The sequence below is a fragment of the Neisseria sp. CCUG17229 genome, assembly GCF_047839235.1.
In the GTDB taxonomy this organism is placed as follows: Bacteria; Pseudomonadota; Gammaproteobacteria; order Burkholderiales; family Neisseriaceae; genus Neisseria; species Neisseria brasiliensis.
This window is the reverse complement of record NZ_CP181247.1, coordinates 715556-739252: the sequence shown is the minus strand read 5'-3', so window position 1 is coordinate 739252 and position 23697 is coordinate 715556. Positions and strand designations below refer to the sequence as shown.

At 47.4% G+C, this 23697-nt stretch carries 20 protein-coding genes; 4 read left to right on the top strand and 16 right to left on the bottom strand.

Going from position 1 to position 23697, the window contains the following annotated elements:
- Positions 1–79 precede the first annotated feature (79 nt).
- The 6 genes from ACM67B_RS03430 to ACM67B_RS03405 all read right to left on the bottom strand — a co-directional run bounded on the left by ACM67B_RS03430 (position 80) and on the right by ACM67B_RS03405 (position 8659).
- The gene (locus ACM67B_RS03430; RefSeq protein WP_416190156.1) at positions 80–1846 is read right to left on the bottom strand and encodes a sodium:solute symporter family protein; all 1767 of its coding nucleotides are present in this window, start codon (positions 1844–1846) and stop codon (positions 80–82) included.
- Positions 1847–1849: 3 nt separating this feature from the next.
- Positions 1850–2113, bottom strand: coding sequence for a DUF4212 domain-containing protein (locus tag ACM67B_RS03425; RefSeq protein WP_095502661.1), 264 nt, complete (start codon positions 2111–2113; stop codon positions 1850–1852).
- A gap of 564 nt (positions 2114–2677) precedes the next feature.
- The gene (locus ACM67B_RS03420; RefSeq protein WP_416190155.1) at positions 2678–3286 is read right to left on the bottom strand and encodes a 3'-5' exonuclease; all 609 of its coding nucleotides are present in this window, start codon (positions 3284–3286) and stop codon (positions 2678–2680) included.
- A 3-nt stretch (positions 3287–3289) separates the two neighbouring features.
- Positions 3290–5092, bottom strand: coding sequence for a DUF294 nucleotidyltransferase-like domain-containing protein (locus ACM67B_RS03415; RefSeq protein WP_416190154.1), 1803 nt, complete (start codon positions 5090–5092; stop codon positions 3290–3292).
- 853 nt (positions 5093–5945) lie between these two features.
- On the bottom strand, positions 5946–7286 hold the full coding sequence (locus ACM67B_RS03410; protein ID WP_416190153.1) for a DUF3482 domain-containing protein: 1341 nt from the start codon (positions 7284–7286) through the stop codon (positions 5946–5948).
- A 20-nt stretch (positions 7287–7306) separates the two neighbouring features.
- Positions 7307–8659 carry a DUF2868 domain-containing protein gene (locus ACM67B_RS03405; RefSeq protein ID WP_416190152.1) on the bottom strand — a complete coding sequence of 451 codons (1353 nt, stop codon included), beginning with the start codon at positions 8657–8659 and terminating at the stop codon, positions 7307–7309.
- Between the two features lie 367 nt (positions 8660–9026).
- Between ACM67B_RS03405 and ACM67B_RS03400 the strand changes: the two genes are divergently transcribed.
- Positions 9027–9995 carry a hypothetical protein gene (locus ACM67B_RS03400; protein WP_416190151.1) on the top strand — a complete coding sequence of 323 codons (969 nt, stop codon included), beginning with the start codon at positions 9027–9029 and terminating at the stop codon, positions 9993–9995.
- Positions 9996–10080: 85 nt separating this feature from the next.
- Here ACM67B_RS03400 and ACM67B_RS03395 read toward each other — a convergent pair whose 3' ends face one another.
- The 8 genes from ACM67B_RS03395 to thrS form a co-directional block, all read right to left on the bottom strand.
- Positions 10081–10401 (bottom strand): hypothetical protein, encoded by a 321-nt coding sequence (locus ACM67B_RS03395; RefSeq protein ID WP_416190150.1) that lies wholly within the window; start codon positions 10399–10401, stop codon positions 10081–10083.
- On the bottom strand, positions 10385–10687 hold the full coding sequence (locus ACM67B_RS03390; protein WP_003675494.1) for an integration host factor subunit alpha: 303 nt from the start codon (positions 10685–10687) through the stop codon (positions 10385–10387). Before ACM67B_RS03390 ends, ACM67B_RS03395 begins: the two co-directional genes overlap by 17 nt.
- Before the next feature lie 133 nt (positions 10688–10820).
- On the bottom strand, positions 10821–13184 hold the full coding sequence (gene pheT / locus ACM67B_RS03385) for a phenylalanine--tRNA ligase subunit beta (protein ID WP_416190149.1): 2364 nt from the start codon (positions 13182–13184) through the stop codon (positions 10821–10823).
- Positions 13185–13296: 112 nt separating this feature from the next.
- Entirely contained in the window at positions 13297–14286 is a 990-nt protein-coding gene (gene pheS, locus ACM67B_RS03380) for a phenylalanine--tRNA ligase subunit alpha (protein WP_100564151.1), read from the bottom strand.
- A 302-nt stretch (positions 14287–14588) separates the two neighbouring features.
- Positions 14589–14948 (bottom strand): 50S ribosomal protein L20, encoded by a 360-nt coding sequence (gene rplT / locus ACM67B_RS03375; protein WP_100564154.1) that lies wholly within the window; start codon positions 14946–14948, stop codon positions 14589–14591.
- Between the two features lie 12 nt (positions 14949–14960).
- Complete coding sequence (rpmI, locus tag ACM67B_RS03370; RefSeq protein WP_095502651.1) at positions 14961–15158, bottom strand: 50S ribosomal protein L35; 198 nt, start codon at positions 15156–15158, stop codon at positions 14961–14963.
- A 146-nt stretch (positions 15159–15304) separates the two neighbouring features.
- The gene (gene infC / locus ACM67B_RS03365) at positions 15305–15826 is read right to left on the bottom strand and encodes a translation initiation factor IF-3 (RefSeq protein WP_096296160.1); all 522 of its coding nucleotides are present in this window, start codon (positions 15824–15826) and stop codon (positions 15305–15307) included.
- A gap of 68 nt (positions 15827–15894) precedes the next feature.
- Positions 15895–17802, bottom strand: a complete 1908-nt coding sequence (thrS, locus tag ACM67B_RS03360) for a threonine--tRNA ligase (RefSeq protein WP_416190148.1) — start codon at positions 17800–17802, stop codon at positions 15895–15897.
- A gap of 289 nt (positions 17803–18091) precedes the next feature.
- Between thrS and ACM67B_RS03355 the strand changes: the two genes are divergently transcribed.
- The 3 genes from ACM67B_RS03355 to hemH all read left to right on the top strand — a co-directional run bounded on the left by ACM67B_RS03355 (position 18092) and on the right by hemH (position 21247).
- Complete coding sequence (locus ACM67B_RS03355) at positions 18092–18739, top strand: alpha-ketoglutarate-dependent dioxygenase AlkB family protein (protein WP_416190147.1); 648 nt, start codon at positions 18092–18094, stop codon at positions 18737–18739.
- A gap of 49 nt (positions 18740–18788) precedes the next feature.
- A complete protein-coding gene (gene tgt, locus ACM67B_RS03350; protein ID WP_100564156.1) occupies positions 18789–19904 on the top strand; it encodes a tRNA guanosine(34) transglycosylase Tgt in 1116 nt (371 codons plus the stop codon).
- 329 nt (positions 19905–20233) lie between these two features.
- Positions 20234–21247 carry a ferrochelatase gene (hemH, locus tag ACM67B_RS03345; protein ID WP_416190146.1) on the top strand — a complete coding sequence of 338 codons (1014 nt, stop codon included), beginning with the start codon at positions 20234–20236 and terminating at the stop codon, positions 21245–21247.
- Between the two features lie 41 nt (positions 21248–21288).
- Here hemH and ACM67B_RS03340 read toward each other — a convergent pair whose 3' ends face one another.
- Both ACM67B_RS03340 and nhaC read right to left on the bottom strand, forming a co-directional pair.
- Entirely contained in the window at positions 21289–22098 is an 810-nt protein-coding gene (locus ACM67B_RS03340; protein WP_416190145.1) for a glycosyltransferase family 2 protein, read from the bottom strand.
- A gap of 72 nt (positions 22099–22170) precedes the next feature.
- Complete coding sequence (gene nhaC, locus ACM67B_RS03335) at positions 22171–23550, bottom strand: Na+/H+ antiporter NhaC (RefSeq protein ID WP_416190144.1); 1380 nt, start codon at positions 23548–23550, stop codon at positions 22171–22173.
- Positions 23551–23697 lie beyond the last annotated feature (147 nt).

The window sequence follows — 23697 nt, the reverse complement described above, 5'->3', positions numbered from 1 at the left end:
ATAGGCCGTCTGAAAAGTATTTTTAATCTAATATAAAAAACGCGGGTTTGTTTCAACCCGCGTTTTACTTACTACATGATTAGTGGTCGATGGCTTCGCCTGCGCCGCGTGGGTAACGCACGCTTTCTACCAAGTCTTGTACATCTTGTGGTGGCTCTTTACCCATTGCCGACACAATGAAGGCAACCGCAAAGTTCAACACCGCACCAATCGGACCGAAGCCCAGTGGGGAAATACCGAAAATCCAGTTTTCAGGGGTATTTTCAAAAGTGTTGGTACCTGGAATGAAGAACCAGCCCATGTACAGGAAAATGTACACACAAGTCGAAATCAAACCTACCAACATACCGGCAATCGCGCCTTTGTCATTCACACGTTTCGAGAAAATGCCCATCATCAAAGTCGGGAAAATCGAAGCGGCTGCAATACCGAATGCCAGTGCCACTACTTGTGCTGCAAAGCCCGGTGGGTTAATACCCAGCCATGTGGCAATCACAATCGCCACCGTCATCGACACGCGCGCGGCCATCAATTCGCCTTTATCAGTGATATCAGGTTTGAGCGTTTTCTTAATCAAGTCATGCGAGATGGCAGACGAGATGGCAAGCAGCAAACCAGCAGCGGTTGAGAGTGCGGCAGCCAAACCACCGGCAGCAATCAGACCGATTACCCAGCTAGGCAGATTCGCAATTTCAGGATTCGCCAATACCATGATGTCGTTGTTGACGGTCAACTCATTGCCTTCCCAGCCACGCTCTTGCGCTACAGGGAAATCTTTGGCTTTATCGTTGTAGTATTGGATGCGGCCATCGCCGTTTTTGTCTTCAAACTTCAGTAAACCAGTGTTTTCCCAAGTTTTCATCCATTCCGGGCGTGCTTCATATGCCAACGACTCAGACTGAACACCTTGCGGATACACGGTTTCAATCAGGTTAATACGCGCCATTGAGCCGACAGCAGGTGCAGTGGTATAGAGCAAGGCAATGAATACCAGCGCCCAACCGGCTGAAGAACGGGCATCCGATACTTTCGGCACAGTGAAGAAGCGGATAATCACGTGTGGCAAACCTGCGGTACCGATCATCAACGACATGGTCAGCAAGAACATATTCAGCTTGTCAGACACATCGGCGGTATAAGACGCAAAGCCCAAATCGGTCACCAAACCATCCAATTTTTGCAGCAAAGGCACACCGGTAGCAGTATCGTTACCGAACAAGCCCAACGGTGGAATCGGATTACCGGTCATTTCCAGCGAGATAAACACCGCAGGAATGGTGTAGGCAATAATCAGCACCACATATTGTGCGACTTGGGTATAAGTAATGCCCTTCATGCCCCCCAATACCGCGTAAAACAGCACCACAAACGCTGCGATAATCAAACCGGTGGTATTGCTCACCTCCAAGAAGCGAGAGAACGCGACACCGGCACCGGTCATTTGGCCAATTACATAAGTGGTTGAAGCCAAAATCAAACAGGCCACAGCAATCAAACGGGCATTGCGGCTGTAGAAACGGTCACCGATAAAATCCGGTACGGTAAACTTACCGAATTTGCGCAAGTATGGTGCCAACAGCAGAGCCAGCAATACATAGCCGCCGGTCCAGCCCATCAAATAAGCCGAAGCTGCATAACCACCCATCGCTAACATACCAGCCATGGAAATAAACGATGCGGCACTCATCCAGTCGGCACCTGTAGCCATACCATTCAACACAGGATGTACGCCGCCGCCTGCTACATAGAATTCTTTAGTCGAACCGGCACGTGCCCAAATGGCGATACCGAAATAGAGTGCAAACGACGCACTCACGAATAAGACGTTAATCCAAAATTGACTCATGATTTACTCCTCGTGTACGCCGAATGCTTCATCGATTTTGTTCATTCTCCATGAATAGAAGAAAATGATGGCAATAAAGGTCAACATCGAACCTTGTTGGCCAAACCAAAAACCGATATCGATATTAAAAATCTCAATGCCCATTAAAGCCGGGCGTAGGAAGATGGCGATTACATGCGAACAGAGTGCCCACACAATCATGCAACCCAAAATCAGACGTACATTGGCTTTCCAATAAGCCGTCATGTTTTGTTTATTATCGGACATGATGCTCTCCTTATTATTGTAGAGAATACCCCGGTCATCAGAGCAAACTACTACGCCCTACGCCGGAATTTTTTGTTTCTTGATTGGTGTTACCGCAGCAGGCAAAGCTGCCTTGAAGTCAGAATAGCACAATTCATTATGCTTTCAATATCACCCTTTGAAGTAGGCTTGGGCAGCAATAAATGAAAATGCGTCGTATGAATCCGAATTAATAATTTATCAATAAAATTGATAAGTTTTTGAGTAAAATTTTTTATGCAACAATCAGTTAAAAAATATTAATCAAATTTAACCCAAGCTAATTTCACGCAGTGAAAATATTAATGTTTAGATGTTATATAAATTAAAATCCCCTCATAATTAACTTTTTTTTACATAAAATTCTTGCTTTTTTGTTTGCAAAATTCAAATTTTTGAGGATTTTTCTATAAACTCACCTAGAAATACTGCTCAAAAAAAACCGCAAAAAGGCCGTCTGAAACGCTTTCAGACGGCCTTTTGTTATCAGTTTAACTGATGATAGACATCGGTTTTTCTAATCAAAACCGATTGTTATCCCCTATTTTATTTTCTGGCCAGAATCGCCTGCCACATCATCGCCACATTAATAGCATCGTTGAGCGCATTGTGGCGGGGCAAATCCGGAATGCGTAAAGTTTTAATCATGCTGGCCATTCGTAAATCAACGTAATCGTTGTAATAAAAATTTTTCTTCACTTCTTGTTTAAAATACACAGCCGACACTTCAATCTGCCGGTTTGGCAACGGAATGCCGATTAAAGGCTTCAGAAACTTATCAATCATCGCCACATCGTATTCCAGATAATAGCCCACCAGCGCCCTGCCGCCGATAAAATCCAGCAGCTGATACAATGCCTCTTCAACTGAAATGCCGTCTGAAAGGTCTTTCGGGCGCAAACCGTGCACCGTCACATTAGTCGCTTCCATCATGCCTTCCGGCTTCACCAACACATAAAACGGCTCGCTGGTCAAAATAGTATTGCCGCGGATTTTCACCGCGCCGATGGAAATGATTTCCGCCTCTTTTACATTCAAGCTGGTGGTTTCACAATCGATGCTCACCATCTCATCGGGGTGTTCGTCATAAAGAAACGTGTATTTCGGATCTTTCAGATGGCGTCGGTAATAGCTGCGTTTCAGTTTGTCAAACATAGCCTACCCTCCCAAATGGAAATGATGACGCACCGTTTGCTTAAAGCGTTTCACCACATTCAGCGAATCTTTCAACAAATCGCGTTCAAGCGTGGAAAGCTTATCGGTATCGACCTGATTATTCAGCTTCTGCATAGGATCGTTCAACGCCATCAAACCGCCTTTCAAACGCAAATCCATCAGATAGCCCAAGGCTTCGGCAAGATCACGGCCTGCTTGCGGCTCCAAAATATTGCGCGCCACCAAGATATTGATGCGCTCAAACGAATTATTTGCCTCCAAATGCGCTTCCAAAGCCAATGCACGCACACCATGCACAATCGGAAAAATACCGATTTTTTTCACGTCCATTTTCTTATTGTTGCGTTGCAGCAGACGCGGCATAAAGCGGCGGCTGTGGTCTTCAAACAAATCTACCGCACGGGCAAAATTCATCAAAATGCCGACATCTTTATCCATACGGCGGTAAAGGTAACGATTTAATTCATCTAATAGCGACACATCACCTGCCACCGCTTTGGCATCGATGAAAATCGCCAAATTCATCATATTGGTCGGTGTGGCCGAACTCAGCCAGCCGCCAATCATCTTTTTAAATTCACCAATCGGTTTGCGCCACATCGGATTACACACCATAATCCCACCTTTGCACGGCGGATAACCGAAATGCTCTAAAGCAGCGGAGAATTTTTCCGCCGTCGCTTGCGCTTCTGACAAGTCCACACCTTCGGCCAAAATCAGCGCATTGTCTTGGTCGGTTTTTAAAATCTGCTCGCCACGCCCTTCCGAACCCATCACCAACAGGCACGAGTGTTCATACAAATGTTCCGAAGCCAACAGCCGCCATGTTTTTTCAAACAACGCGCTGTTCGATACCTGCATCAACTGCGACAACTGCTTCGCCCGCACGCCATTCTTATGCAAGGCTTGAATCGAGCCATTCATGTGTGTCGCCAATTCGGCCAAATCATCGATGGTTTCCGCCTTTTCAATGCGCTGCACCACTACATGCGTGTGGTTGGAAAAATAAGCCAAAATATCGAGCTGCTCTAAAGCGCCGATGGCTTTGCCGTTTTCAGTCACAATCACACGCTGAATGCGCGATTCCATCATGCGCAACAAGGCATTGAACACAAAATCATCAATATCAGCGGTAATCAATTGCGGCGGCGACCACTTATATACCGGATCATCAAACGATGCGCCTTCAATCACAATATCGCGGAAAGCCGATTCGGTGAACAAACCGGTCTGCCCGTCATGATGCAATAAAAGCGTTTTGGTCTTACGCTCCTTCATCAGATGCGCCGCCTCCAACACCGTGGCATTGCCATCCAACCACACTGCATTATCGCGATAAGCATCGCGCACTTTGGCGGTAAACAGACTTTCAAATTCATCTTCATCGGGTGACTCGGAACGGTTGGCCAGTTTTTCCGCGACAGAAGCATAGAAATACGAACCAAAGCGGCTGTTGCCTTCCATCAAATGCAACACACAGGCTTTCGGCAGCTTGTAAACCAAAGCTTCTTCAGCCACGACAAAACTGTTTTGGCTCGTCCCTTCCACCAAAGCGCGTGCTTCAAAAGTATCATGCGCCCGATAAACCGCCACCACTTCGCCGTCGCAACCGACTTCCTTCACTACGCCCTTCATCACCACATACAAAAACTCAATCGGCGTATTGGGCTCGATAATCAATTCTTCATCGCGGTAAAACGCAATATCCACCACATTTTGCAGCGTCAAGCGTTCACTGCCGCTCAAAACATGATAAGGCGGATAATTAAAATCAAAGCGCTCCATGCTTGTTTCTCCTGTTTTTCCTGTTTTTGCCGTTGCCTCAAAATTGAACAACTGTTTTATCATTGATTAAATCAACAGTTTTTTCAGTATATTACAATAAGAATTCAAAAAACGACACCGCAAAAAGGCCGTCTAAACAAGCCGCAGATTCTCGAAGAATCTGCGGCTTGTTTAGACGGCCTCAATATCCGATCATGTAAATCTATGTTCGTTTGTAAACCAGTATCTATGCAATTTTATTACAGAAAATAACTTTTTATGGGTATAGTCATTTAAGATAATAAATTAAAACAAGGCGATCCCGCCACAAGATTAACATACACAAACGACAGACAAAAAAATGCACACATTCAATCAAATGTGTGCCAAGTCTACAAAGGAGAAATAGAGGAGAAACTATTAACTGACTACTCGAACCAGCTAACGGAATCCATTATGCCAAACTCAGCGAGCTTATGCAAGCAATTTTCTTGTAAAGTTTCTTAATTGTTGCGTTTACACACTTTAAATGTAGTTTGATTTCAGATATGCCTTTATATAAACATCATCCACGCGAATCGTGACAGTTTGATGACGCTCAAAAACGAAAAAAAACGCGCATATCTTTTCGGATATGCGCCAAGTCTACAAAGGAGAAATAGAGGAGAAAAATCAAGCTGCATCAAGCAACTCAACGAGATATATTTTGCTCTTTTCTTTTTCGCCCGTCAACACCTATTACTAAAAAAATTGCGGTTTATATCAAAAAACCGACATTATCGGCTATTTATGCTCATTTTATTTTCTAATCGAATTAAAAAAGAAAAATAAACGAACAAAAATGTTTTTATCCGCGCCTAAGGTTTCAGACGGCCTATTCACGCTTTAATTTTTGTTGTAAATTGTGCGCAGCTTCTGCCCGCTCGCGGTGGCTGAGGTCTGGTAAATGCGTATTCAGCGACGACCATTTCCATTGCGAACGCGCTTTATTTAATTCAGACGGCAATTTATGCGGCTGCCAAGGTGTTTGGCCGCTTTGCAACGCCACTTGTGATTGCGCCGCATGACCGCGTTTTTGCAAGGCATTGAGTAAATCCAATGCGCGCGCGGCCAACAGTGTTAAAGTTTCCGGATCGATATGCAAGGTTTGTTTGCCGGAAATCTTATCGGAAATATCCTGCACATTCGGCAATACACCGCCCAAAATACCGCCGATAGCCGTGCCCAAACCGAGGGAACCGCCCAGCGTGGCGATATCAATACCAAAGCCGATTAGTGCACCGGTGGCCGCGCCCGTACCGGTGCGGATGCCGTATTGCACCAGCAAATCGCTGTCAAACGGGTCTTGGCGGAAGGCTTTCAATGCCCAATCGCCGCTTTCGATGTCGTTTTGGTAGAAGCGGTAAAGCTGAAACAATTGCTGCTGCATTTTGCGCTCTAATTGGCGCACTTCGGCCTGCATGGTTTGCAAGGTCGGCTCGGGATTGTCGTCTTCGTCGATTTCCTGTTTATAAGCCGCGACATCAAGCAGAAAATCAGCAATTTCGCGGCGGGCATCTTCGTCCAATTTTTGCCATTCGCGGCGGCGCATGCCGATTAAACGGTCGAGAATGTCACGCTCGGGCAACATGGTGGCCAAATTGTCCCACAGGCGGATTTCTCCTTCAAAATCAAAAGCAACCGTATCAAAACCGCTGTATACATGCAAAGTGCGGCGCGCCAGCATGGTGGTCCATTCGGTTAAACCCTGCCCGCCGATAAAGTTAAACACCGGCATCACCGGCTTGGCGCACCACGACAACACGGTCAGCTCGTCTTTATATTTGTTCAACACCGGCTCGCGCGCGTCAACCACATACAAGGCCATATCGCTTTGCAGCAATTGGCGCAATACTTTGGCTTCCTGATTGAAATCACCTGCAGCGGCAGGGCTGTCGAGAAACTGCTGCAAACGCTCGATGCCGTCTGAACGCGATGAAGTATTGGCTTCCAACCAATCCAACACACCGCCCGCATCTTCCAAACCGGGCGTGTCGTATAAATACACCAGCGTATCGGTGCCGTCTGAAATGGCAGCCTGCTCGACATGGCGCGTGGTGGACGGCGCGTTTTTCACTTCACCGAAAGTACTGTCACGCAATAAAGTGCGCAGCAGCGAGGTTTTGCCGGTGTTGGTGTGGCCGACCACAGCCAGAGATAAAGGTTTTGTTTTCATGGTTTTGTCTTTTTCGTGTTTCAGACGGCCTGTTGATTTTGCTGCAAACGCAATTCCTGATTCAGCTTGGGCGGATTCAACCAAGCCAAATTGCGCTCATTTAAAGCCTGATGCCAATGTTGCAGGTTTTCTTGCAGACCGTCTGAAAGATGTTGTTCGGCTAAGAGTTGCACCACTGCCCCGCCCTTCGCCGCTTCGGCCAACTGGGTGATTTGGCGCAATACGCCGCGGTCGGGCACAGTATGCGCCCGCACACCAATCAGTAGTTGCGCCGATTGCTGCTGCAATTCGTTCGCCAGCGCATGTACCGCATCACGACTGTCGGCCACGCCTTTGTCGAGCCAATCTTGGCCAAGCGTGTGGGTAAACCACGAATCATCCGGCCATTGTGTTTCCAACATCACCGCCCATTTCGGCGCCTCGCTGATGTTGATTTTCGGCGACACGGCGGCAACGGTTTCGCTTTGCGTGTCGGCATCGATGATTTTGGTCTGCCATTGTTGGATAATTTTTTGATAATAAGGTTTATCCAGCGGCAACGGCGTGCGGCTGATTTTGAGCATGATTCGGCACGCCAGCCACGCGATAAAACGCGGCAAAATACCGTAGCACACAATGCTGCCGACCAATAAACCCGACCATGCACGCGCATCATCAATATTGCTGTTCAGACGGCCTTGCAACACCGCATCGGCATCAGGCACAGGAAAACCGACTTTCGACGGCAGCCAACCCAGCCATTCAATGGCTTTGACTGAAGCGGTATTGGTGAGCAGCGTACTTTCCCAGTTGAACGTATATTGGCGCACCAGTAGCAACATCAACACGGAAATCAACATGCCCAATAAAGTCGCCAGCCATAAGCTGTGTGACGTGCGACCGATCAGCCAACGCGTGGAAGGTTGTTTCCATTCTTCGGTATATAAACGCAACATGGCCTGATTAACCGGATCTTTGCCGCGCATCCACGTCATCGGATGGCTGATAACATTGCCGAATTTAAAACGAAATGCCACCGACACCAGCCAAACCAGCAGCATGATGGTATTCATGCCCAACACGCTCGCCAGAATCAGGAAAAAATTCAAGCCTTGGTTTTCCATCAGGATATAAGTGCCGGAAAATCCACTGGCAAACATCAACGACACGCCGACAATCCACAGCCAGAATGCCGCGCTTTTGGTGTATTCCAACGCATCTTGCAATTGATGGTTGCGGTCGATCATCTCCGCACGGCGCAATAGTTTCCCTTCCGGCTGGCCGTCGACATGGCGCAGTGATTCCGTAATCTGAGCCGGATCAGCAGAAAAAATATAATCCCGCTCTTCCAAAATGCGCACCAGTTCGGCAAGTTTGTGTTTCGGATTAAGCATAACAATAGAGGCCGTCTGAAAAATAATGCGATTTTAACATAGCTTTTCAGACGGCCTGAACCCTTTATGAAATAAGGCATTACGCCTGTTCCAAGCGTAATGACTTTATTGATTAATTACCCTGCCAAAATCCGCCCCCCCACCTAAATAAAATTTTTAATTTAATATTAATGTTTTTTTGTTTTATTTTTCAAAATGATAAAAGAAAAATGATTGTTTCTTCTGCTAAATATTCATTTTAAATGATAATTTTTATAATATTGTCACCCACTTTTCCTAATTTCTGCAAAATTTGTGATGCCCCATAAAATAATGTATGCTCAAAAATGTGGATATTAATAAGCAGTCCTATTTTGAGGGAATCATCATGCAAAAGAGAAATCAACGTGTTTTATTTATTTTAGCGGCTTGTGTGTCTTCGTTAGCGATGGCAGACGACACCGTACCGGCCAGCGGCGATACTTGGGTCGATACCCAACACGGCAAAGTACAAGGCACTTTAAAAAAATGGTCACACGGCATGGACGGCTGGTTTGGTGAAACCGATCCCAATAATCCGGCCAGCGCCAATTTGCGTGTGATGATTGATACCGAATGGAATAAATACGATGAATTTTCTGTAACGCCACGTATTCGTGGTCGCGTCAAATTACCTGTGTTAGAGCAAAAACTGAATGTCGTGTTCGGTGACGATTCCTTAGACGATGAGTTCCGCAACGAAGCCAGCAATTATCAAAACCGTACCTACCGCGACGGTAAGAAATACGATTACCGCACCAACCGTGATCAAAACTCATCTATTGCCTTGCGCTGGAACGAATTCCTTGACAGCAGCAGTATTGATACTGATTTTGACATCGGTATCCGCTCTGGCAGCGATTTATATGCGCGCGTAAAAGCAGAAAAAGATTGGCAGGTTAACGATAAATTGGTTACCGGTTTGGAGCAGATTTACCGCTACGGCTCTAAGAGTGAACACCATGTCCGTACCAACTGGGATACGCGTTATCAAGAAGACGGTAAAACTTTCATTTCCAACCAGCTTCACCTGCAATACGAACATGAAGACGACCGTGAAGACTGGACTTGGGGCAATAACCTTTACCGCCAACACGACTTAGGTGAAAACCGCTATGTTAATTACGGTTTGCATACGCATGGTTATATTGAAGATAAAAAGTTTAATCTCAATAGCTATGGTCCTTTTGCCGGTTATCGCCAACCGATTTGGCGTAAATGGTTGTTCGTACAAACCGAAGTTAACTATTTCAATAATCGTAAAGATGATCGCGACCATACCGTTGGCGCGCTGGTTCGCTTTGAAGCATTATTCTGATTTGCTGATATAAGAAAGCCGTCTGAAACATTTTCAGACGGCCTTTTCAATAAAAAACCGAGAAATCTTATTTCTCGGTTTTTTATTATTTTGCCAAAATGGTTTCCAAACCGGCCAATACGTTTTTCAATCCTTGTCGGATTTCATCGGTATCGGCAGCAGGCTGACCATTGGCATCCAGTGCTTCTTGCGGCTGCTCTTCTACATAAGGTGAAAACGTGTCTTTTAATTTCAACAACTTCACCACATCAGAACGGGTATAGCGATCGCCGCCATAGCCGACAACCACACCGTTTTCATATTGCCATTGGGCAAATTCTTCTGGACTGATTTGCACCAATTGGCACACTTCGTCCAACGTAAAATAACGTTTTGCAGGAATCGACAGATTAGCGTTGTTTGTCATAGTAATGCTCCACCATGCCTTTGAGTTTTTGGCTGGCATGGAACGTCACCACTCGGCGCGCAGTAATCGGCACTTCTTCGCCGGTTTTCGGGTTACGACCCGGGCGTTGCGGTTTGTCGCGCAATTGGAAATTACCGAAACCGGAAATTTTGATTTCTTCGCCGCGCGCCAAAGTGCTGCGGATTTCTTCAAAAAAAAGTTCGACGATTTCTTTGGCATCGTTCTTGGTCACGTTGCTGACTTTGTCTACCAAAATATCGGCCAACTCGGCTTTAGTTAATGTCATATTCTTACCTTCTTTTTTAATAGGAGCAGATTATTACTAATTTTTTCTTAAAATTCAAGTACCAAACTGAAAAATCAAACAGAATTTACTGTTTGATTTTTCAGCATTTGGCACTTTAATGATGCACATCAGATTAGCCGCGCAATTGTGCGCCGATGGCAGTGGCCGATTCCACCAGCTTCGCCATCAAAGGCTCAACCACTTCATCGGTTAAGGTGGTTTCCATGTCTTGCAGAATCACTTTCACCGCCATACTCTTCGTGCCTTCCGGCAAACCGGCACCGCGATAGACGTCAAACAGGCTGATTTCCTGCACCAAGGCATTGGCTTTGTCATTCAAAGCGGCCAACAATTCATCGTGGCTCATGCCCTCCGGCACCACAAACGCCAAATCTCGGCGCGCGGCTTGGAATTTAGAAACGGCTTGATAGCGTGTTTTTTCACGTCCCAATACCGCATCCATATCGATTTCAAACACCAAGGCAGCTTGCGGCAAGTCGTATTTTTGCAACCATTTCGGATGCAATTCGCCGACAAAACCAATCACCACGCCGTCTGAAACAATATTAGCAGTGCGTCCCGGATGCAAGGCAGGATGTTCGGCTTTGACAAAGGTCACGGCTTTATCTTTAAGCAGGTTTTCCACATCGGCCTTGATGTCGTAAAAATCAACAGTGCGTGCTTTTTCGCCCCATTGTTCCGGCGCAACCGAGCCATACCATAAGCCGCCGATGCGTTCTTTTTGCTGGAATTGGCCGTCTGAATCTTTACTAAACACACGGGCAATTTCAAATACACGCACGCGGTTTTGCTTGCGGTTTAAATTGTTTTGCAGAATTTCCACCAAACCGCCGATTAAGGTCGATCGCATCACCGCATATTGCGCCGCCAATGGGTTTTGCAGGCGAATCGGATTGGTGTTGGCGGCAAAATCCTGCTCCCATTGCTCATCGACAAACGCATAGCTGACTGCTTCTTGATAACCGCGCGCCGCCATTTCGTTGTAAACGGCAAAACGTGGACGCTTGGTTTCCAGCAACGCCAACATTTTCAGACGGCCTGAAGTATGATCGTCAGGAATATTTTCATAACCATACACGCGGCCGATTTCTTCAACCAAATCCGCTTCGATTTCAATATCAAAACGGAAGCTTGGTGCGGTAACTGTAAAGCCTTCGGCCGATTTCACCGGATTCAAGCCCAAGTGTTGCAAAATGGTTTCAACCTGTTGGGCAGGCACACTCACGCCGAGCATTTTTTCTAAGCGCGCCAAACGGATTTCCACTTGCTTAGCTTGCGGCAATTGGCCTTGCGCTTCCACCATTTCACCGGCTTCACCACCACAAATTTGCTGCACCAATTCAGTCGCACGCTCAATCGCATCGGTTTGCAATTGCCAGTCCACACCGCGCTCAAAGCGGAATGAAGAATCCGAGCCAAAGCCGTATTGGCGTGATTTACCGGAAATGGTTACCGGATTAAAATAGGCCGCTTCCAGCACAATGCGAGTGGTCTCATCCGAAACTGCACTGCCCTCGCCACCCATCAAACCGGCCATGCTCAATACGCCTTTTTCATCGGCAATCACCAAAGTATTGTCGGCCAAGGTCACGGTTTTTTCGTTCAAACATTCCAGCGTTTCACCATTTTGGGCACGGCGCACAATGATGCTGCCGTTGATTTTATCGGCATCAAACACATGCATAGGTTGGCCGATTTCCAGCATCACATAGTTGCCGATATCGACCAAAGCCGATACCGAGCGTACGCCGCTGCGTTCCAAGCGGTGTTTCATCCAAGCAGGCGTTTCTGCTTTGGCATTTACGTTTTCAATCACACGGCTGATAAAGCGACCACAATCTTCAGGCGCATCAATGCGCACGGCTTGTTTTTTATCGTGTTGCACAGAGGCCGTCTGAATCGCTACCGGATTAAATGTGCATTGCGTCAACGCAGAGACTTCACGCGCGATGCCTTTTATGCTCAAGCAGTCGGTACGGTTAGGCGTGATTTTCAAGGTGAAAACTGTGTCGTCCAAATCGAAATATTCGCGGATATCTGTGCCGACAGGGGCATCGGCCGGCAAAATATGCAAACCGTCCACGCCGTCGTCCGGCAAGCCCAATTCATCAGTCGAACACAGCATGCCGTTAGACTCCACACCACGCATTTTGGTCGGCTTGATTTTGAAATTACCCGGCAATACCGCACCCGGCAAAGAACACGGCACTTTAATGCCCGGCTTCACATTCGGCGCACCGCACACAATTTGAATCCATTCACCGGTAGCGGCATCGACTTTGGTTACGTTCAAACGGTCGGCATCAGGGTGTTTTTCCACCGATTTCACTTCAGCTACAACTACGCCACTAAATGCCGGTGCAGCCGTTTCGGTTTCTTCCACTTCCAAACCGGCCATGGTCAATAAATGCGCCAGCTCATCGGCCGACAAATTAGGATTGGCTTGTGTTTTGAGCCAAGAATAAGAAAATTGCATGATGTTTTCTCTAGCTTTTTTCAGGCCGTCTGAAAATAAAGGTTTCAGACGGCAATCAATGAAGGGAACGTTTTTTCAGACGGCCTATTTATCTTTTCAGGCCATCTGAATCTTATTTAAACTGTTTCAAGAAGTTCAAATCGTTGTCGAAGAACAAACGCAAATCGTTGACGTTGTAACGCAACATGGCGAAACGGTCTAAGCCGATACCGAAAGCGAAACCGGTGTATTTTTCCGGATCAATGTTGACGTTTTTCAACACATTCGGATGCACCATACCGCAGCCGCCAACTTCCAACCATTTGCCGTTTTCCGCCATGATGTCGATTTCGGCAGAAGGCTCGGTAAACGGGAAAAACGACGGACGGAAACGCACCTGCATATCATCGCGCTCGAAGAAGCGGCGGATAAAATCGGTAAACACAGCTTTCAAATCGGCAAAGGTCACGCCTTCTTCTACCCACAAACCTTCAGCCTGATGGAACATCGGCGAATGTGTGGCATCGCTGTCAACGCGGTAAACACGACCTGGGGCGATAATGCGGATAGGCGGATTTTTCTTATCCAGCATGTAGCGGATTTGAATCGGTGAGGTGTGGGTACGCAACACATCGCCGTTTTCCACATAAAACGTATCCTGCATGGCGCGCGCCGGATGGTTTTGCGGAATGTTCAGGGCTTGGAAATTATGGAAATCGTCTTCAATTTCAGGGCCATCGGCCACTTCAAAGCCAATACCTTCAAACAATTCAACAATACGTTGCAAGGTCAGGGTCACAGGGTGCAAACCACCAAGCGCTTGACCACGACCGGGTAAGGTTACGTCCAACGATTCCGCTGCCAACTGCGCCTGCAATTTGGCTTCGTTCAAGGCATCGCGTTTTACATTATAGGCCGTCTGAAACTGGTTCTTGCATTCGTTGATGTGGGCACCGATGGTTTTGCGCTCTTCCGGCGACATTTGACCCAAGGTTTTCAGCAAGCCGGTCAATTCACCGGTTTTACCCATGTAGCGGGCTTTCACTTGTTCCAAGGCGTTGAAATCTGCCGCGGCTTCTACGGCGGCAATGCCTTCGGCAACAATGCGGTTTACATTTTCCATAATAATCTTTTGTCTATCGTCTAGAAGTTGATGATTGAAGTTTTGAAATGATGAGGCCGTCTGAAAGGATGAAGAATCGTGATTCCTGCTACCTTTTTCAGACGGCCTGATAAATCTTGCAACGGCCAATCCGTTTAATATAGTCGGCTCAAAAGGCTTATGCCCAAACCGACTGAAACGGCTACCATTTTAACGCAATTTACACCAAAAAAACAGGCTTTAAAGAAGAAAAATCAATTACATAGGATTTCTTTAAACCATAAAAAAAGGAAACCGAAGTTTCCTTTTTCAAGCTTGTCGCATTAAGCGGCCAAAGCACCTTTTGCTTTTTCAACCAATTGTGCGAATGCAGCTTTGTCGAATACAGCCAAGTCAGCCAATACTTTGCGGTCGATTTCGATAGACGCGCGTTTCAGGCCATTCATGAATTTGCTGTAAGACAAACCGTTTTCACGGGCACCGGCGTTAATACGCACGATCCACAATTGACGGAATTGACGTTTGCGTTGGCGACGGTCACGGTAAGCGTATTGACCGGCTTTCATTACCGCTTGCTTGGCAACACGGTATACATTTTTACGACGACCGCGATAGCCTTTGGCTAAAGCGAAGATTTTTTGGTGACGAGCACGAGCGGTAACACCGCGTTTTACGCGTGGCATACTTTAAACTCCTTAAGCGTAAGGTAACATTTTAGCAACAGCTGCCAAATCACGCTCATTCACCATAGAGGTGCCGCGCAATTGACGTTTCGTTTTAGTGGTTTTTTTGGTCAGGATGTGACTTTTAAACGCATGACCGCGTTTTACACCACCGTTACCCAGTACTTTAAAGCGTTTTTTCGCGCTAGACTTGGTTTTCATTTTAGGCATGGGGAAAACTCCATTTGTTTTTAGATAAGGCATGAGGGGCTTTGAAATCATGGATTTCAAACACTTGTATCCCAAACACCACGGTTTTTGCTGCCAAATATCAGCTTACTTCGTGCAGCAACCGAAGTAAGCCAAGCATTATAACTTTATTTTTTCTTTGGCGCAATCATCATGACCATTTGGCGACCTTCCATTTTCGGGAAAGATTCGATTTGCGCCACTTCAGCCAAATCTTCTTTCACGCGCTCGAGAAGTTGTGCGCCTAATTGTTGGTGCGCCATTTCGCGACCGCGGAAACGCAAGGTCACTTTTACCTTGTCACCATCTTCCAAGAAGCGGTTGATGTTGCGCATTTTGATTTGATAATCGCCTTCGTCGGTACCCGGACGGAATTTGATTTCTTTAATCTGCACCTGCTTCTGGTTTTTCTTAGCTTCGTCGCGCTTTTTGGCTTGTTGGTATTTGTATTTACCAAAATCCATGAGTTTGCACACAGGCGGCTTAGCGGTAGGAGAAATCTCTACCAAATCCACATCCTGCTCTTCAGCCATAGCCAAAGCCTCACGGACAGACACAACACCAAGCTGTTCGCCTGAATCACTAATTAATCGCACTTCTTTGGCGGTGATTTCGCCGTTAATTCGTGCTTCGCGTTCTTGAGCGATGATAATACTCCTTCTAAAAATTAGTATTGTTGCCCACCTGCTTTGCAAGCGGGCTCTTGTTTAAAAATCAATTATGCCACTGATTCGGCGATTTCTTGCTGCAATTGTGCAATGAAATCATCCAAATTCAGCGAACCTAAATCTTCTGCCTTACGGCGCACGGCCACTTTGCCATCTTGCATTTCTTTGTCGCCCACCACGATTTGGTATGGGAAACGGTATTGGCTGTTGTCGCGGATTTTGTAGCCGATTTTTTCGTTGCGCAAATCCAACTCAACGCGCAAACCGGCTGCTTGCAATTTAGCGGCAACTTCACGGCAATAATCGGCTTGTTTTTCGGTGATGTTCATAATCACCATTTGCACCGGCGCCAACCACAATGGGAACGAACCGGCATGATTTTCAATCAGAATACCGATAAAGCGCTCCAATGAACCCAAAATCGCGCGGTGCAACATTACCGGACGGGCGCGGTCGTTGTTTTCGGTGACGTATTCGGCATCCAAGCGCTCCGGTAAGACGAAGTCAAGCTGCAAAGTACCGCACTGCCATGAGCGACCCAAGGCATCTTTCACATGGTATTCGATTTTCGGACCATAGAATGCACCCTCGCCCGGCAACTCTTCCCATTCCACATTACAAGCCGTCAGGGCATCGCGCAAACCTTGCTCGGCCTTATCCCAAATTTCATCAGAACCGGCACGTTTTTCAGGGCGCAACGACAATTTTACCGCCACATCATGGAAGCCGAATTGCTTGTAAATACGCACCAACAATTCATTAAATGCGCGCGCTTCTTCTACGATTTGATCTTCAGTACAGAAAATATGCGCATCGTCTTGCACAAAACCACGCACACGCATCAGACCATGTAAGGCGCCACTTGGTTCATTGCGGTGGCACGAACCAAATTCGGCCAAACGCATTGGCAAATCGCGGTAAGAGCGCAAACCGTTATTGAAAATCTGCACATGTCCCGGGCAATTCATCGGTTTCACGGCGTATTCGCGTTTTTCCGAGTTGGTCAGGAACATATTGTCTTTGTAATTGTCCCAGTGGCCGGATTGCTCCCAGAAGGTTTTATCCATAATCTGCGGGGTTTTCACTTCTTTATAACCGGCCGCATCCAGCTCTTTGCGCATATGCTGCTCAATCGCCTGCCACAATGCCCAGCCTTTCGGATGCCAGAACACCATGCCCGGTGCTTCGTCTTGCAGATGGAACAAATCCAATTGCTTACCCAGCTTGCGATGGTCGCGTTTTTCCGCTTCTTCGATGCGCTGGATATAGGCTTTTAATTCGTCTTTGCTTGCCCATGCTGTGCCGTAGATACGTTGCAGCATTTCGTTGTTGCTGTCACCGCGCCAGTAGGCACCGGCCAATTTAGTCAGCTTGAAGTTTTTCAGGAAACGCGTATTTGGCACGTGTGGGCCGCGACACATATCCACATATTCTTGATGGTGATACATACCCATCGCTTCGACTTCAGGCATGTCTTCAATCAGACGCAGTTTGTATTCTTCGCCGCGATCAGCAAAGATTTTGACCGTTTCTTCGCGCGGGGTCATGATTTTGACCACATCGTAATCTTGCGCAATCAATTCTTTCATGCGGTTTTCGATGGCGGCCACGTCTTCCGGCGTGAACGGTTTTTCAGTCGCAATGTCGTAATAGAAACCGTCTTCAATCACCGGACCAATCACCATTTTGGCATTTGGATAAAGCTGTTTCACGGCGTGGCCAATCAAGTGGGCGCATGAGTGACGAATAATTTCCACACCCTCTTTGTCTTTAGGGGTGATGATTTGCACGCTTGAATCTTCGGTAATCGGGTCGCAAGCGTCCACCAATTTGCCGTTGACTTTACCGGCCACTGTCGCCTTCGCCAAACCTGCACCAATCGATGCCGCAATTTGGGCAACGGTTACAGGTGATTCATATTGGCGGACGGAACCGTCAGGCAAGGTAATGTTCAACATTCAAAACTCCGAGTGATAAGTAATTTTTCAGACGGCATGATTCATTATATTTATTCAACAACGCAAACTGCCTGAAAGCTGGTTTAATATCATGATTGTGGTTGGCGTTTTTATTCGATACACAATCAAAAAGCTAATCTTGTAAATTATATAATGCCTGCCAATTAATTAGCAAGCTGCCGACCAAATGCGGGGCATATCGCCTACGCCTGTTGCAGCAAGGGTACAAATCATCTCAATGCCGTCTGAAAAACACGCGTAATCATTTATTAACCATTCAAATTTCTTTATGAACCAATTCGACCTATTCCAAACTTCATCCCCCGCAGACAATCTGCTGCCCTATGATGGTATCGTCAACGATTTCGGCGTGATTTTAAAACCTCAAGAAGCCGATAATTTATTTGAAGATTTGCTGCACAATATTCCTTGGCAACACGATGAAGCCATTATTTACGGCAAACACATCACCACCGCCCGCCAAGTGGCTTGGTATGGCGACCATACTTTTGGCTACACCTATTCCGGTATCCGCCGCACCGCCCTGCCTTGGCATCCGACTTTACTTTCCCTCAAATACACCATCGAAGAGCATCTTCAAGCCATCAGCCCGACCGTATTCAATTCCTGTTTGCTCAACTTATATTCAGACGGCCTCGAAGGCATGGGCTGGCACAGCGACGACGAAAAAGAATTAGGTAATGAATCCATTATTGCTTCGCTCAGCCTCGGCGCCACCCGAAAATTTGCTTTCAAACACAAACACACCGCAGAAAAACGCGAATTGATGCTACAGCACGGCCAATTAATCGTCATGCGCGATCAAACTCAACAGCATTGGCGTCACGCCGTGATGAAAAGCACCAAAATCATCGCGCCGCGCATTAACCTGACCTTCCGCACCTTTCATCCCGACATTGACTTAAGCACACCCTAATAAACGCTTATCAGTTATAATTATTTATTTATCCGAACACGCTTCACCCATGTTGAAATTTACCCTGCACAAAAAAGACGGCCTTGCCCGCCGCGGTACCCTTGAGCTGAACCACGGCAAAATCGAAACCCCCGTATTCATGCCGGTTGGCACCTACGGCTCGGTTAAGGCCATGACGCCGCAAAACCTGCACGACATCAACGCCCAAATCATTTTGGGCAACACTTACCACTTATGGCTGCGCCCCGGCTTGGAAGTCATCGAACAATTCGGCGGCCTGCACCAATTTATCGGCTGGGACAAACCGATTCTCACCGATTCGGGCGGCTTCCAAGTGTTTTCCCTGTCCGACATGCGCAAGCTTACCGAAGAAGGCTGCACCTTCAAAAGCCCGATTAACGGCGACAAATTATTCCTGTCGCCTGAAATTTCGATGAAAATTCAAACAGTATTGAATTCCGACATCGTCATGCAGCTTGATGAATGCACACCGGGCGAAGCCAGCCACGAGCAAGCGCGCAAATCACTGCAAATGAGCCTGCGCTGGGCAGAACGCAGCAAAAAAGCGTTTGAAGATTTAAACAACCCCAACGCCCTATTCGGCATTGTGCAAGGCGCGATGTATGAAGACTTGCGCGAAGAATCGCTGCGCGGCTTGGAACAATTCGACTTCCCTGGCTTGGCCATTGGCGGTTTATCTGTGGGCGAACCCAAGCCCGAAATGTACCGCATGCTGCGCGCCGTCGGCCCGATTCTGCCGGAGCACAAACCGCATTACCTGATGGGCGTCGGCACACCGGAAGACCTAGTGTACGGCGTGGCGCACGGCGTGGACATGTTCGACTGCGTGATGCCGACCCGCAACGCCCGCAACGGCTGGCTGTTTACCCGCTTTGGCGATTTGAAAATCAAAAACGCCAAACACCGCCTCGACAACCGCCCCATCGACGAATCCTGCACCTGCTACGCCTGTCAAAACTTCAGCCGCTCGTATCTGCACCATTTGCATAAAGTCGGCGAAATCTTAGGCGCGCAACTGAACACCATTCACAACCTGCACTTCTACCAAGTGATCATGGCCGAAATGCGTGAAGCCATCGAGCAAGGCAAGTTCAGCGACTGGCAAGCGCAATTCCACGAAAACCGTGCGCGCGGTGTGGATTGATGAATTTAAGCATCAAATAAAACAGCAAGGCCGTCTGAAAATTTCTGTTTCAGACGGCCTTAACGCATAATTTTCCATCTGATTCATCATACCCTCATCAACAAACAGCGTGAGACTTTTGCAAAACTCGTAAATCTTTAGAAATCTTTAAATCGTCATTCCCACGCAGGCGGGAATGACGAGCATAGCTTTCTTGGTTTAAATTAAGTCTTGCAAAGGTCTCCGTGTCATAGCTAAACCCAAAAAGGCCGTCTGAAAACCCAATTCCGCTTTCAGACGGCCTTTTTATTGCTATAATTTCTCATTTCCTTTTTTCGTGAAAGCCCGCCATGTCGCATTTCTTAGCCGAACCTACCCTTTCTTACGAACAGCAAAACAAAACCGCCGTGGTCTTGATGAATTTGGGTACGCCCGATGCGCCGACTGCGCAAGCTGTGCGCCCGTATTTGAAGGATTTTTTGTCTGACCAACGTGTGGTGGAATTGCCGAAACTGGTTTGGCAACCGATTTTGCGCGGTTTGGTGTTGACTTTGCGCCCGAAAAAAAGCGCGCATGGTTATGAAAAAATCTGGTTTAAAGAAGGCTCGCCTTTGGCGGTTTATACCGAACGTCAAGCCAAGGCATTGGCGGCGGCGCTGCCCAATGTCATTGTGCGCCATGCCATGACTTACGGCAATCCGGGCGTACCGGAAGTGTTGCGAGACTTAAAAAATCAAGGTGTGGGCAATGTGTTGGTGATTCCGCTGTATCCACAATATGCCGCTTCGAGCACCGGCGCGGCCTTGGATAAGGTGTTTGCCGAATTACTGCAACAACGCAACCAAATGAGCGTGCGCACCGTATCGCGTTTTTATGATGATGCCGGCTACATTGAAGCGATGAAACAGCATATCCAAGCTTATTGGGCAGAACATAGTCGTGGCGAGAAACTGATGCTGAGTTTCCACGGTATTCCGCAAAAAAATCATGATGATGGCGACCCTTACCCGAAAGAATGCCACCACACCGCCAAACTATTGGCCGAAGCCTTGGGTTTGAGCGAAAACGAATACATTGTTTCGTTCCAAAGCCAGTTCGGCAAGGCTAAATGGGTCGGGCCGAGCACGCAGGATTTATTTGATGAATTGCCCAAACAAGGCGTGACCAAATTAGATGTGTTCTGCCCGGGCTTCTTGGCCGATTGTTTGGAAACCATGGAAGAAATCGCCCTAATGGGACGCGAACAATTTCACGAAGCCGGTGGCAAACAATATCAGTTTATTCCGTGTTTGAACGATAGTCCGGCATGGGTAAATGCGCTGGCTGAATTGGCGAAAAAGAATTTACAAGGTTGGGTAGAATAGTACAAGGCCGTTTGAAAAAATATTTTTCAGACGGCCTTTTATTATTGATTTTGATACGTTGTGGTGAGCGCCATGATGCCGCTTTGTTTGAATGCACCGTGCGCCTTAACTTCAGCCAGACGGCGGCAAATACTGTCGGTCACCGCTTCCGCCTGTTGACGGTGTGCTTCGGTTAAGCCATCAATGCTTTTACCGTAAAGCGCCGAATCCAGCAATTTTTCCGCATGAATGCCTAGGCGGTAAATATGGCGCACCGCAGCATCATGCTCGCCGAACAAAGTGCCCACCACGCTGCTGCGGGTAAAAGCAATGCCAAGCGCAGCATCTTCGCCACCGAACTGACGAAACAAGGCATCTTGCGGAAAACCGCCTGCCGCCAGAAAAATGCTACGGCGACACACCATATTGCCGCCTACGGTCATTTCAAGCCGCGGCCATGCTTGGGCAAAATCGGCATGTTGCAGATAATGCGCCGGAAAGCCAATCGGGCGGCATTTCAAACGCACCATACCGAGATAGGAAAATTGCGCCAAGGCCATGTAGGCAGCGGTCAACACCTGCGGCTCGTATTCGTCATCGGCATCTAAAAATGCAATCAAATCGGCTTGGCTTTGCAGCGCACCCCAGTTACGCGCCTTGGCTGCGCCACCGTTTTGCGCTAAATATTCGGTACGCACTTGCGGATATCGCGCCGCCAAAGTCACCATCACATCACGCGTATTGTCGGTAGAAGCATCATCGACCAGCCAAACATTTTGCACTTCGGCTTGCCTTAATGCACTTTTGACCGCGGTTTCTAAGGTAGCAGCGGCGTTGTAACAAGGAATAATGATATCTAAACGGGGTTGCATTGTGGGTTCTTTTCAATCAAAAGGCCGTCTGAAAATACTTGTTTTATTTTCAGACGGCCTTTGTTGTCAACATTATTTTTTAGTCAGCGTCAAACCTGTCCAACCAAAAATCAGCGTCAAAATCAGGCTCAAATAGCAGAAGAAAGCAAACGGCAGGTATTCCCACACAGGTACGTTCAAGGTCTGGCTGATGAACACGCCGCACACACTCCAAGGCACCAAAGGATTGATGACCGTGCCTGCGTCTTCTAGCGTGCGCGACAGATTGCGCTGATGCAAGCCGAGTTTGTCATACACTGGTTTGAAGGTTTCACCGGCAAGCAGAATACTCAAGTATTGTTCGCCAATCAAAATGTTCACGCCCAAAGACGTAGCGGCCACGCTGAAAGTCGCACGGCTGATGTTGGTCAGGAAATTGCGAATAATGTCGAGCAAGGCCGGAATCACACCCAAGGCAAACAGCAAACCGCCCAAGCTCATGCCCAAAATCACAATGGTTTGTGTGAAGAACATGCTTTCCAAGCCACCACGTGAAATCAGGCGGGTGATGTCTTTGAATTGCTCGCCTTCCAGCTTGTAGCCGCCGAAGAACCATGCGCCCAATTGCTGCAAATCAGGGCTGCTGTGGAAATAGGTGACCACCAAAGCGGCGATGGTACAGAAAATCATCGATACCACCGCATTCACGCGCATCATCGCCAATACCGCCAGTAAGGCAAACGGAATCAACGAATCCAAATGCACCAAGCCTGTGGCTTCCAAGGCATTGCGGAAATTTTCAATATTGTTCAAATCATCAATCGCTACCGTCGGTAACACCCACAACATCAAGGCCGCGCTAATCAGCCACGCCGGAATGGTGGTGTACATCATGTTTTTGATGTGTTCAAACAAATCAATGCCGACAATCGATGCGGCAATACCGGTGGTATCCGACAAAGGCGACATTTTATCGCCGAAAAATGCGCCTGACACAATGGCACCGGCGGTCATCGCCAGATTGGCTTCAAACGCGGTGGCGATGCCCATAAAGGCCACACCGACTGTGGCGCAGGTGGTGAAACTGCTGCCCACCGCCACACCAACTACGGAACACAAGGCAAACGCCGAAAAGTAAAAATAAGTCGGAGAAATCAAGCCGAAGCCGTGATACATCAGCGTTGGAATCGCGCCACTCATCATCAGCGCACTCACCATCAAACCAATAAAGAAAAACAGATACACCGCGCCCATGCCTTGGCTGATGGCCTGAATCATGCCGTTTTGCATGTCGTTGTACTTCAAACCGCGGCACAAACCATACAAAATCAGGGCAATAATCGCGCTGATAATTGACATATGCGGCAGCCAGCCGAGTGAAATAATGGTATAGCCCATCATGGCCACCAGTAAAACCGCCACCACCACCGCTTCTAAGCGCGGCATGTCGAGCAGTGATTTAAAGCTGAACATATTCTGTTTCCTATCTTTAAGACATTTGGCATTTTATCGGGTTTACGTCATTTTACAAACAAAATTTTACTTTAGTCGTATGTTTTCACCAAAATATCATCATGAGATGATTACCCCGCAAACAAAAAGGCCGTCTGAATTTCAGAC